The sequence below is a fragment of the Methylobacterium sp. SyP6R genome (assembly GCF_019216885.1).
GTDB lineage: Bacteria > Pseudomonadota > Alphaproteobacteria > Rhizobiales > Beijerinckiaceae > Methylobacterium.
Genome location: NZ_JAAQRC020000001.1, coordinates 5,369,891 through 5,382,106 on the forward strand (window position 1 = coordinate 5,369,891; position 12,216 = coordinate 5,382,106).

Here is a 12,216-nt window from a genome sequence, read left to right on the forward strand (position 1 = left end):
TTCGCCGAGGCGAAGGCGAAGCCCCTCCTAAATAGAAACTGGCTCTACGGGTTTGATTTCGCACGCAAATCCAAGGCGCTCGATCTGCCGCACGAGCGCCTTGGCGCGGATGGTCGGGGCCGCCTTGCGGCCGTGATCAGGCCCGGGATCGACGTAAGCCGTGCCGGCCTTGAGCATGTGATAGATCGCGGTCAACATCGAAGCGGCGACCGCGCAGATCGCCTTCTTGGGGCCGCGCCGGCCGCGCAAGCGCTGGAACTGCGCCCTGATGTAGCTCGCCTTCTTGCGCACTCCGGCCCAGGCGGCCTGCACCAAGGCCGTCTTGAGCCAGGGCGCGCCCTTGCGCAGTCGCGTCGAGCGCCGCTTGCCCGCGCTCTCGTCGTTTCTCGGGCACAGCCCGGCCCAGGAGATCAGATGGCCGGCGGTCGGGAAGCGGCTCATGTCGGGGCCGATCTCGGAGAGGATCACCTGCGCGGTGAGGTCACTGATGCCCGGGATCGTCACCAGCAGCTTCACCGCTTCCCGGAAAGGGCCGAGGTCGCGCTCCACCTGCGCGTCGATCTCCGCGATCGCTCGCCCCAACCCGTCGTACTGGCGTAGATGCACACCGAGCAGGAAACGGTGGTGATCCCCGATCCGGCCCGTGAGCGCGGCCCGGATCGCCTCGGGCGCCGCCTTCACCCGCGGGCTGACCAGCGCCTGCAGCCCAGCCGGATCGCGCTCGCCCTTGACCAGCGCGTCGAGCACGGCGCGACCGGACTGGCCCATGATGTCGGTGAGCACCGAGGCGAGCTTGAGGTTGGCCTCCTCGAGGGTCTTCTGGATGCGCTGGACGTGGCTGGCCTGCTCGCGGACCAGTTGCTTGCGGGTGCGCAGCAGGTCGCGCATCGCCTGGGTCTGAGCCTCGGGCACGAAGCTGGCGCGGATCAGGCCGTGGGCGAGCAGGTCGGAGAGCCAGACCGCGTCGGCGACGTCGGTCTTGCGGCCGGGCACGTTCTTGACATGGGCGGCATTGGCCAGGATCAGGGTGCGGCTGTCGGCGTCGAGGACCTGCCAGACCGGGCGCCAGTAGATGCCGGTCGCCTCCATGGCGACATGGGTGCAGGCGTGCTCGTCGAGCCAGGCGGAGAGGTCGAGCAGAGCGGGCGTGGTGGTGGCAAACGTACGCACCTCACGCTGAACCTCGCTGCTCTCGGCCAGACGGATGGCTGCGACGACGGTGTCCTTGTGAACATCGAGGGCGGCGCAGCGGGGGTAGAGGACCTTCATCACGATCTCCTTGCCGTCAGGCCGCCGGCGCAGGCTCCCGTGAGATCAAATCTAAATGACGCGCTCCGGGGCTGGCCCGAGGACCGGCCCGTGACGCAAGCGAGGGGACTGAAGAGGAGCCCGGATCCAACTGATACGCGGGGTCTGGCACACCAAAGACGAACCGATCTCTCCGCCGACGGCAAGTCCACTCTGCCATATGTTTCATCCGCAAGGGACCGCGAAGCCGGTGACGAACTGATACGAAATCCGGAAGATCACTTCCGGATTTCGTATCATCAGCCCGCGCGGCGCCTGAGCGAAGCCGCTTTCCGCATCGCGAAGCGATCAATCGGAAAGCGTATGACCCGGGGACCCCACGCCTACGAGCAGGCCTCCGCCTGGCTCGGCCGCGCGAAGCAGGGCTGCTCGGCGCAGGGCCGGCAGACGGCGTGGACCGTCCGGATCGGTGACCTGATCGCCGAGCACAAGCGGCGCTACAAGCTGAAGCCGCTCTTGGAGGCGTTGCGTTAGGTCACGCCCCCATCGACGTCCACCCGGACAGTGGCGACCCGGGCGGGCCGCCGGATCAGACCGAGATGTAGTGGACCAAAGTCTCCACCTCTTCGATGTCGGCTATGAATGGATTGATGGCCCCTATGGTCGATCCGAGGGCTGCCGCGGCGTAGAGCGCGCTCCCGGAGAAAAGAATGCCGCGGTCGGTGATCGGCTCCTCGTCCGCGAGAGCCATCGGCTTGCACAATCCGCCAAGCGCAGCGTAGCCGTTGCTGAGTTCGTCGGCGAGCAAATTCAACGGCACATGCTGTAACTTGGACGCCAAGAGATCGGCGGGGAACAGCACGGCGGCGGCGCAGAAACCGGTCATCGCCTGTAGCGTGCCGCCGAGCGCTGCCGATGTCTTGACCTGAGGATTGACCTGCACCGTATCGATCCAGCCGCTACCCGCATACACGAGTCCGCTCGCAACCGTGTAGAAGACCGATCCGGAATAGGCGAAGATCTTCAACGCGCCCGACGCTTCGGTCATCGGCGACGTCGTGTCGAAGGTGAGTGGCACGCTGGACACGTTGCGGATGACGTTGAGAGCGATCATCAGCCTGTCGCTGCGCAGGTAGCTCATGATGCCGGTCTTCGGCGCCTGAACCTTGAGGGCTTGTGCGATGTTCTTGTACAGGCCGGCGGTCGCCGCGACCGTCGTACCCCAGATGACATACTGCTTCCTGAACTCCGCGAAAGCGTCGGCGACGCTCGCGTCGGCCGCGTCCGACGGCCCTTGCGCCGCCAAGGCGTAGCGCTCCACGGCGCGGGGCTCCCGGGCGAGGGCGGCGCCGTCCTGCGATCTTCCGATCTGCTCCGTCGTCTCCCCGGTGATCCGCGCGAGCGGCGCGGGGCTCTGCCCCCCGCCTCCCGCCTTGGACAGGAAATGGGTGAACACGTCGGGCGATGTGAACCGGTCCGCCTGATGCACGAGGTCGAGCGACACGCCCGTCAGCCGGGCGGACTCGACGATCGGGACGGCCAGGAGCAGGGCCATCCCGTTCACCGTGGTCAGCGTCTCGCCGTTGCCGCACAAGGTCGTCACGAACCGGTAGAACCCTGACAGGAACGGGATGTCGACCGGATCGACCAGGGCGCTCTTGATGAAGTTCAGAACGTCCTTGGCGAACTTCAGTGCGCCTTTCATCAGTGTCTTCAGAGGATCGATGATGGTCTTGATCGTGTCGACCACGAAGCGGAGCAGGCCGCCGAGATCCGGCTTCTCGGCGAGCGCGCGGATGTCGTCGATGTCCTTGAGGAGGTCGCCGCCGAGGGACTTCATCGTCGGGATCATGACGTCCTCGACGAAGTCGCGTGCCAGATCGAGGGTCGAGGTCACCGGATCGGCGGCCGTGCTGTTGAGCATGCCGCCGTGGTGGATCTGATACTGCGCGAATCCGCTCGGCGCGGATCGCGACGCCAGGCCCTGCGGCGTCTTCGTCACCGCCGCGCCGATGGCACCGGGACTGCCGGACGGCAGGACGGCCTTCTCGATGCGCTCCTCCAGGCCGTCGAAGGCGGCGTCCACCTTCCCGATCAGCCAGTCGATCTCCTTGTCGACGAAGGCCACGGCGGCCTCGATGCCGTTATCGACCATCCTGGTGATCACCTTGTGGACGGTCCAGATGTCGTCCCATCCGAAGAGGTGGCCCAGCCACTTCATCACGTCGATCAGGGCGACCTTGATGAGCTTGAGCACCCAGCTCAACGCTTTGTAGACCGAGCTCAGCGTCGTCAGCGCCACCGTCAGAACCTTGCCGGGCAGCCGAACGACGAATTGCAGGGCGTCCTCGACGCCGTCCTTCACCTTCTGGATGACGAAGCTGATGCCGCCTTCGAGTTCCGTCGAGGCCCCCTCGATCGCGCCGATCGCCTCGTCGACGGCGGTTTCGAGGTAGTGCAGGGCGTCGCCGGCGAGGGCCTCGAACTCGGTGAGGACGCCACCGAGGCTCGCCATCTCCATGGCCGGATGGGGCGTGGGGTGCCAGACTCCGCCGGCGCGGTGCATCCCGACGGAGAAGCCGTCCGCGAGCGGCGTCGCGTCGACCGAGCCGTCGTGCTTGACGTCCGCGATCGCGACGAACGTCGTGCCCGACAGGGGCGCCGACATGTCCTTGGTGCCGATGCCCGCCAGCCGGTTGACGTTGGCGGCCACGGCCGCGAGCTTGTCGGAGGAGATCGGCGGGACGATCGCCGTGCCGTCCGGCGCCTTCGCATTCTTGAGGTCGTCGCCGGTCTCGATCGCCCTCAGGCCCTTCTGCACCTTCCCGTTGGGATACAGGTTCACGACCTTGTCGAGGGCCGCCGACGCGATGTGGATGATCGGCGTCGCGATGTCGCCGGCGGTCGCGACGATCGTCAGGCTGCCGAGCGCGTCCGTCTTGATCCGGCAGGGCGTCTCGGAGTCGAGGCTGTAGACCATGCCGTTGATCGTGACGTAGGTCCATTCCGAGGCCGTGATGTCCATCTCGACATCGCGGACCGGGTTCCCCGCCGCGTCGTCCAGGTGGAGCCGCGAAGTGAACGTCGCGACGTCGAACAGGTAGTCGCCGGCCGGCGCCGTGATGACGCGCCTCTGCCACAGCGTCGATTTCGGGTCCTGCCAGTGGTGGGAGACGTTCAGCGCGGTATCGACGAGGAAGATCTCGTTGGCGTTGCGGGTCCGGAGGCGCAGCGGTGCGAGCCGGACCGCGGACTCGCTGAAGACGATGGGCGTGTTCCACGTGTAGTCCGCATCCGGATCGTTCGGGTCCTTCGCGCCGAGGATGTAGTGGAGACGGTCGGCGCCGGCGCTCAGGGCCCAGACGGCGATTCCCCGGCTGTCCTGACGCACGATGATCTGCCGGCAATCGGTGATGCCGTCCGAGATGCGCTGCATCTTCTCCGACACGCCGCTCCGGAAAACGTAGATGCCCGTGTCGGCTCCCACGTAGACGTCCGAGGAGATCGAGAAGGGGTCCGTGTCGGTTCCGGTCGCCGTGGCGATGCAGCGATACATCATGGCCGGGATCGACGAGCCGCCCCCCGGGCTGAGATCGAAGGTGAGGCTCGGCCCGGACGAGGTCGCAAGCGTGGTGCATTCGAGCGTGCAACCGTCGCCCTCGTCGTACAGGAACCAGACGCCCTGGCCGCCCTCCTTGAAGGCGTTGGCCATCGCGGCCGGCTTCGTCACCGTCTCGGGGAAGCCGAAAGCTGTCGCCCCCGTCGCCTTCGAGGTCGCCTGATAGTAGATGCGCTTGCCGTTCAGCGGACCCACCACGGTGAGGAGCGGGTCCATGTCGCCGTCGGACGTCCCGAGCAGGACGTCCTCGGCCGCGAAGCGCGGGTCGATGCCGCCGAGCGGCGGCCCCATCAGCGCGACGAAGGCGGACCAGGTCGCGTCGCCGAAATCGTTCGGCAACTTGGTCGCCAGGAAGACGTCGGTCGCCGACGTGTCGGCGCGGGCGATCGCCACCGCGATGCTGATGCGCCCTTCGAGGTCCTCGACGACGTCGAAGGCCGTCGCGACCCCGTAGCCGGCGAACTGCGCGCTGAGGTCGATCTCCGCGAAGCCGTTGGAGAGGCCCGCCCTCACCTTGATCAGGCGGAGGCGGCCGTCCGTGCCGATGCTGAAGACGACCGGATTGCCGCTCCCGTCCTGCACCACGGCGAGCTTCGTCGCCGTGGGCGAGATGGGGGAGCCCGGCAACTGGTTGTGCATCAATTCGCAGGAGACGGTCAGTTCCAGATTCGTACCGGCGAACGATCCCGCCCCGGCGACACTGACCCGATCGATGTCGGACACCGGCATGTCAGTTCTCCGTTTTGTAGGTGAGCAGCAGGGACAGGTTGGCGTCCTGATCGATCGCGGGATCCTTGAAGAAGAACGTCTGTCCGCCCGGCAGGATCAGCGCCCCGTCGATCGATTTCCCGATATTGCTCATCGCCTGAGCGGGCGATCCAAGATCGGGCACATCGATCGAAAGCAGGGATTTGAAAAGATTCGAGAAAAAATTATTATCGAACGGCACCAGCGAGTCGAGAAATCCTCCCAATATCTTGCCTATGATTTCCAGAAATTTTGCTTCACCATTTTCTCCATGATCGGTATGTTGGCTGTCGAGGGTGTAGGACATCTGTGGCAGCAGTGTCGGATTTCCGCTTTTGTCCTTGCTGGCCGTGATCGAGATGCTGCCATGCCATTTCGTCGTGGCGTTGGCCCACGCCGTTGCGTCTTCGGGCCACTCGGATTTCGAGACGTGTTTGTAGATGTAGATGGAGCCGTTCGTGATCGCGATCGTCGGTGCTGCACCACGCGCCGGGAGGTCGGCTTGGAACGTGTTGACATACTGGTCGTCGCCCGTGTCGACGTTCGAGATTCGGAACGTGAAGATTCCGTCCGACAGGCTTCTCCCCTGATCATAGCTGTTATTCTGTGAAACGGAAAGTTTGCCGGAGACCGCGTTGTAAAGATCGTCTTTGATCGTGTCGTAGAGCGGTTTCAGCAGGAGCGGTTCGACAAGCACCTTATGTGAGTAGATCATCTTGCCGTCGCATTGGTCGCTGGGACCGATCCAGTTGCTGTCGAAGATGCCCGGTGATGCCTGGATGCCGTCGACGCCGCCCCGCGTCGCGAGAACGAAGTTGATGTTGCTCAGGTCGGCATGGTTCGGGTCGTGATAGACCGTGAACGTCGTACCGATCGGGCGGAGCAGGGGCGGAACCTTGGAATCGGCGATGGACGCGCTCGACGTCGCCGTCGGGACGTAGCCCAAGATGAACGGGTTCGCGGCTTTCCCCGCGGCGGTTCCTTCGGTCGTGAAGATCGAAAGGTAATCTCCCATGAATTCGCTGAACTGCTGCTTTATCTCATCAGGCTGCCCGTTCACGGAACATGCCGCTGCATCCGCGTAGAGGTTGGCGGAGTCGAAATCCATGAAAAGGTGATTGACGCTGAACATGCTCGGATCGAAATGCGCGAGCTGGTCTTGAACGATCCGAGGCACGTTGGCCCCGTCGATCTTTTTGAGCGCGGCAAGGTCGAGGTTGACGTCGATCGGGCAGATCCAGCCCGCCATGGGATAGGATTTCAGTGTCGCGGCTGGTCCGAACCCACTCCAGAAGTGAGCCGTCCCGCCACGAAATCGGAGATTGAACTGAACGGTCGATCCACTGCTTGTAATCTCAATCGACGGTATAAGTTCTCCATCAATATAGGATGCCGATATTTTTCCATCCGTCCTCGGAATTTCATCAAGACTTTCGGCAATCTTGCTAATTGAATTGCCGTTGATATCCCAAGATTGATATATAATTAAATTTTGATGAACGATACCAGATTTGGTCAAGCTGAGGAGTTGATCGTTGATCGTCTTTTGCGTCAGCGAGACGACCATGTCGTACTGATCGAACACGTCGGTGTTTTTCACCGCAAGCTCCCTCGTCTGCGGCGCGCCGGACGACGCGAAGTCGCAAATTTTAGATATCGTTCCGGCACAAAATCAATTGACAAAACAGGATCGTCTGCATATTTTTTGATTTCAAGATGTGTCTATGCAGGTTGAGATTTTAGCTTCCGTCGGTTTTGAGGGTCTGCTTTCGGGCATCCCGCCTATGTCGACTTGCGTGACGTTTCAGACAACGTGCGCGCAATCGTCGAACGTCGGCTCCCGGCCTGATGCGGCGCTTGAGGCTCGACTGTACGAAAGACAGGTGTTTTTCCGGCATGGGCCGAGCCGATCTCACGGCGCACCAACCTTCGCCGCAGAATTCATGCAGCCGACCCTGTCGGATTGATGCGATGTGCGAAAACAGGGGCGGCCGACGCTGACCTTCGAGAGCAAAGCGCCTACCCGCTGCCGCGTGCCGACGCTGAAGCGGGCGAAGGACGGCTCGGCCTGCTGCGGCCCGGGTGCGGGCGTCATAACCGCGACGCCTGCACCACACACGCGGAAGGGCCGGTTTCACCACCGGCGGCGACGATCCAGCGGGCGACGAGCCGGATCCTATCGATATTCGCGTGCGGCGTCGGCGTGCAGAAGCGCCATACTGCAGCTCGGGAGCGGGCCCGGCAACTGCTCACCTGCCTGCAAGCAGGGGGCGGGTCGACAGGCGTCCCCTGCGGGCCGTCTTTGGAGCCAGCCATGGACCGTGCACCGGTTCCTGGGGCTCTCGGTTTGTCCCCGCCAAGCCTTCCCCATGCGAGGGCAGCGCCCGACCGCGTTGCAATCGAGCGCTGCTCCAGGCGGATTTTGTGCATGCCGCACTCGTAAAATATTTTTTATAATTATAATACTTCAAATAATATTCAAATAATAATGTTATATTCCACCATATCACAGTGTAATTTAGTCCGATTTATCAAAATCGTGTTTGAAACAATCTGCCATAGCTCCTGATTTCGACGCTTTTTCCTGTCAGCTTGAGGCCATGCCAGAAGATAAGCTGGTTGGCGGTGACCATTCTGATGCCGAGTGTCGACTCTACCTCGTCTATGATACCTACCGCTCGCTGACCGTTCCCCGCGATGAAGACGGTATCGACACGATGATCGGAGACGATCTTGCGGATCCAGCTGAACAGGCCGTCCGGCGTGATGTGGCGCTGCCCGCTCGGCAGGCCGCAGGGGCCATGGTGGACGATGTTGAAGCTCTGCTCCTCGAAATAGCGGGCCCCGGCCTGATCCAGATCGGCATCGAACCAGGGCGGATTGACAAGCGCGATTCGTCTGGAACCGAGCGCGTCGAAGGCCGCTGCCGCCGCGAGGCAGGTCGTCGTCAACGGGATGCCTCGGGCACGTGGTGCCAGCCGCTCGACGAGTTGCTGCTCGCCGCTGCTGCCATGCTTGTACGCCGAGCTGGTGAAGGCAAGCCCGATCACGTCGAGAGGCGAGGCCGCGAGGTGCTCGACCGCATCGTCCAGATAAGGAGCATCGGCGAAGGATGCGACCGGGGCATGGGGGATCGTCTCGTCCATCTCGCCGCCCGCGCGCATCGCGGAGAAGTACAGCCTGCCGGCATGCACCGACACATTCGGCCACGCCATCGCTCCGAGTTCGCATTCCGGACCGATATCCGCATGGGGCACGATGGCGCCGAAGCGCAGGCCGGCATCCCAACCGTCCCTGCGCCACCGGCGAGGCTCGAGCGAGGCGCGAGCGGTGAGGGCGTCGTGACGGCTCATCGGACGCTCCGTTGCGCAAACTTCTGAAACGGGACCAGACCGTCATCGACGCGAAGCGCCTCGGGGCGAAGGTTTCCCCAGGTTGTCGGGTCTGCCGCGTAGAGATCGTAACTCGACCGATAGTCGAAGCCGTACGACGCGGCCTCGTCCCGGCTCGCGGCGAAATACACCTTCGAGATACCCGAGAAGAGAGAGCTCATATAGCACATGGCGCAGGGCTCGCCGGATGCCAGGAGCGTGGCGCCCGAGGTGCACTGGATGCCGTGGGTACGACAGGCATCCCTGATGGCCTCGACCTCGGCATGGGCTGTCGGATCACAGTGCAGTCGAACACGATTGACGCCGCGCCCGAGAACGGTTCCGTGCCGATCGAGAACGAAAGCCGTGAATGGGATGCCGCCCTTGTCGACATGCTCGATCGAATAAGCGACGGTCTCCTTCATGCGCTCTGTCAGCCGTGAAGGTGGGAGATTTTGCATGGAATTTATCCGATCATTTAAAATGCTATGACATCTTGAAATTTTTTGTTTTCAGGCTCGCGCTGTCGGCGAGCTTCAGCCAGACGACGCCGAAGATGATGACGCCAAGCCAGAACGCCTGAACCAGCGTCAACGGCTGATCCAGGATGAAGGCGCCCAGGATCGCAGCTCCGACGGAGCCGATCCCCGCCCACACCGCATAGCCGATCCCGACATCGATCGTCCGCAGGGCGACGCTGAGGCAGTACAGCGTCAGCAGGAAGAAGACGAAAGCCGATATCGACCACGGCAGGACGGTGAAGGCTTTGCTGCCGCCGACGCTCAAGGCGTACCCGACTTCGAAGGCGCCGGCGAGCAGGAGCATCGCCCAGCTCCGGCCGGGGCTCGGGTTCTCGGTGGTTGTCGACATCTGAATCCTCCAATGTACGAGCGTGTGTTGAGGAAGCCGATCACGGCTCGTCATGCAACAAGTTGCAGAAACAGAGATCAGGAGCATCGTTCGACTGCGGCGCGACCGCGCGATACTCCGGTGCCGACCTTCAAGAGGCCGGCCGGGGTGGGTCAGGCGGCGCCGCTGAGCCGCAGGCCGACCACGCCCCCGATGACGAGAGCGATGCCGACGATCTTCATCACGCCGAGCTTTTGCCCGAAGAAGATCGCGCCCAGTACGGTGATCCCGACGCCTGCAACCGAGGTCCAGATCGCATATCCCACTCCGACGTCGAACGTCAGCAGCGCGAGGCTGAGGAAGAAGGTGGCGATCGCGCCACTCACCAGTGTCGCGATGGTCCAGCGCAGATCGGTGAAGCCTTTGGCCTTGCCGGCGGCGATACCGACGGCGATCTCGAAGATGACGGCGATGGCGAGGTATAACCAGCTCATGATGTCTCTCCTGCTTGTCGCTGCGGGTGCAGCGACATCGATATATCCATGCTTTACGTATGCCATGATGAATGTTAGTCTTTTGTTTTATAAATTGTACTATGATGAAAACTTATCAGGAATGTTTTGCAAGCAAAATCGCCGACTTCAATTCATCGACCGTCGGCATCCCACGGAACACCTGCTCGCCGACGACGATGGTCGGTACGGACGTGATGGCCATGTCCTCGCGGGCGTGCCGCAGGGCCTCCCGATGGCTCTGCTCATACGTGCCCTCGTCGAGGGCCTTCCTCACCTCGTTCCGATCGAGCCCGGCCTCCGCGGCGAGTTCGACGAGGACGTCCGGATCGCCGATGTTGCGGTCTTCCTGGAAGAAGGCGCGGAGGACGCCCAGAGAGTAGGCGTGCCCGGCACCCCGCTCCTTGGCGAGCGCCAGAACCTCGAACGCCTTGGCGGTCCGCGGCTGCGGCGACCATGACGGCAGCCGGATCGGAATGCCGAGTCGCGCCGCGATCGGATAGACGGATCGCTGCCAGATCGCCGGAAGGTAGGGATCTTCGACCCGCAAGGTCGGAACGGGTTCGGGACGGAGTTCGAAGGCGCGCCACTCGATCTCGACCGGCAGGTCACCGATCGCGTCCTGGACGACCTTCTCCGCCAGCAGGCAGTAAGGGCAAACGTAATCGGTGTAGATCGCGATCTTATGCATCGACCCGCCTCGTGCTCGCGCAAGCCGCCGCGACCTCGCCGGCCGTGTGGCGCGCCGGCCGGCCTCTCGCCGATCGCTCCCGCGGGATGTATCCGTCCGGCGAGATCATCTTGGGATGATGCTGAGCCACCAGCCGGAGGATGGCGTCCGCCGTCGGGTTGTCGAACCGGATCGGGTCCGACAGGAATCGCATCGTTCCGCCCTCGTGGTAGGGCTGCGCGATCGCTGCGCGTCGACCGTCGAACTCGAGCGGCTGGATCCCGTACATCTTGCAGGTCAGCTTGTTGAAGACCGGCGCTGCCTTGAGCCACTCCCCACCCACGTTGACCTCGTTGTACCAATGCAGGAAGACATCTCCGCCGACGAGGGCCTCGATCGCCGACGAGGTGACGTGGTTCCGGACCGTCGCGGCGAGAACCCGGCAAGGGATGCCGGCCGTCCGGCACGCCGCGGCATAGATGAGGGCCTTATGGAGGCAGAAGCCCCGGCCGGCGGCAATCGCCAGGCTGGCGGAGATGCGACTGCCGAGATAGGTGCCGAAGATCTCGTAGAAGATCTCGTCCCTGACGGCGTAGTACAGAGCCACGGCGATCGATCGATCGTCGAGGCGCACCCCCCTCAGCGCCCGGTCGACGAAGGCCTGGACCGCCTCGTCGTCGCAATCGAGGACCGCGCAGGGTGCGAAGGGTTCGATCGAGGGAACCGGGAATGCGTGCGAGGCAAGAGGCGAGTAGCGGCTGCCTATCATAGATTGACCCCCAGCAAGGCTGCAATGCGTCCGCGTTGTATATCGTTCGTTCCGGAGTAGATCGGACCGGCGACTGCACTCGCCAGGTCGGCATCGAGCTTGGTCTCCGACAGGATGCCCCTGCCGCCATGGATCTGTATCGCGTCGAGAGCGCTCGCAACGGCGGACTCGCTGACGAAGATCTTGGCGATCGCGATATCGCTCGTGATGTCGTCGTTGCTTCGGATCTTGTCGGCAACATAGTAGAGCCATTTCTGGCTCAATTCATACCTGATCTTCATGTCGGCAAGGCGATTGGAGACCGACTGGAAGCTTCCGATGTTGGCACCGAACTGTCTGCGGTGGTTGGCGTAGGCGACGCATGTGTCCAGCCGCCGTCGCATCTCCCCGACCGTGATGGCGAAGGCGAACAGGATTTCGCGCTTCATATC

At 63.1% G+C, this 12,216-nt stretch carries 11 protein-coding genes; 1 reads left to right on the top strand and 10 read right to left on the bottom strand.

From position 1 onward, the window contains the following. Positions 1 to 27: 27 nt before the first annotated feature. Positions 28 to 1,269 (bottom strand): IS110 family RNA-guided transposase, encoded by a 1,242-nt coding sequence (locus HBB12_RS24605; RefSeq protein ID WP_236987776.1) that lies wholly within the window; start codon positions 1,267 to 1,269, stop codon positions 28 to 30. A gap of 342 nt (positions 1,270 to 1,611) precedes the next feature. On the opposite strand from HBB12_RS24605, the gene HBB12_RS24610 reads away from it, so the two are divergent. Continuing rightward, positions 1,612 to 1,782 carry a hypothetical protein gene (locus HBB12_RS24610; RefSeq protein ID WP_236991780.1) on the top strand — a complete coding sequence of 57 codons (171 nt, stop codon included), beginning with the start codon at positions 1,612 to 1,614 and terminating at the stop codon, positions 1,780 to 1,782. Positions 1,783 to 1,837: 55 nt separating this feature from the next. On the opposite strand, the gene HBB12_RS24615 is transcribed toward HBB12_RS24610, so the two are convergent. The 9 genes from HBB12_RS24615 to HBB12_RS24655 form a co-directional block, all read right to left on the bottom strand. Then, complete coding sequence (locus tag HBB12_RS24615; protein ID WP_236991781.1) at positions 1,838 to 5,596, bottom strand: hypothetical protein; 3,759 nt, start codon at positions 5,594 to 5,596, stop codon at positions 1,838 to 1,840. A 1-nt stretch (position 5,597) separates the two neighbouring features. After that, positions 5,598 to 7,214 carry a hypothetical protein gene (locus tag HBB12_RS24620; protein ID WP_236991782.1) on the bottom strand — a complete coding sequence of 539 codons (1,617 nt, stop codon included), beginning with the start codon at positions 7,212 to 7,214 and terminating at the stop codon, positions 5,598 to 5,600. 931 nt (positions 7,215 to 8,145) lie between these two features. Continuing rightward, positions 8,146 to 8,967, bottom strand: coding sequence for a maleate cis-trans isomerase family protein (locus tag HBB12_RS24625; RefSeq protein WP_236991783.1), 822 nt, complete (start codon positions 8,965 to 8,967; stop codon positions 8,146 to 8,148). Further along, positions 8,964 to 9,410, bottom strand: a complete 447-nt coding sequence (locus tag HBB12_RS24630) for a nucleoside deaminase (protein WP_236991784.1) — start codon at positions 9,408 to 9,410, stop codon at positions 8,964 to 8,966. The genes HBB12_RS24625 and HBB12_RS24630 overlap by 4 nt, the downstream gene beginning before the upstream one ends. 61 nt (positions 9,411 to 9,471) lie before the next feature. After that, positions 9,472 to 9,855, bottom strand: a complete 384-nt coding sequence (locus tag HBB12_RS24635; protein ID WP_236991785.1) for a DMT family transporter — start codon at positions 9,853 to 9,855, stop codon at positions 9,472 to 9,474. 152 nt (positions 9,856 to 10,007) lie between these two features. Continuing rightward, the gene (locus HBB12_RS24640) at positions 10,008 to 10,394 is read right to left on the bottom strand and encodes a DMT family transporter (RefSeq protein WP_236991786.1); all 387 of its coding nucleotides are present in this window, start codon (positions 10,392 to 10,394) and stop codon (positions 10,008 to 10,010) included. Between the two features lie 49 nt (positions 10,395 to 10,443). Continuing rightward, the gene (locus HBB12_RS24645; protein WP_236991787.1) at positions 10,444 to 11,037 is read right to left on the bottom strand and encodes a DsbA family oxidoreductase; all 594 of its coding nucleotides are present in this window, start codon (positions 11,035 to 11,037) and stop codon (positions 10,444 to 10,446) included. Continuing rightward, on the bottom strand, positions 11,030 to 11,785 hold the full coding sequence (locus tag HBB12_RS24650; protein ID WP_236991788.1) for a transglutaminase-like domain-containing protein: 756 nt from the start codon (positions 11,783 to 11,785) through the stop codon (positions 11,030 to 11,032). Before HBB12_RS24650 ends, HBB12_RS24645 begins: the two co-directional genes overlap by 8 nt. Then, positions 11,782 to 12,213, bottom strand: a complete 432-nt coding sequence (locus HBB12_RS24655) for an acyl-CoA dehydrogenase family protein (RefSeq protein ID WP_236991789.1) — start codon at positions 12,211 to 12,213, stop codon at positions 11,782 to 11,784. Before HBB12_RS24655 ends, HBB12_RS24650 begins: the two co-directional genes overlap by 4 nt. Positions 12,214 to 12,216 lie beyond the last annotated feature (3 nt).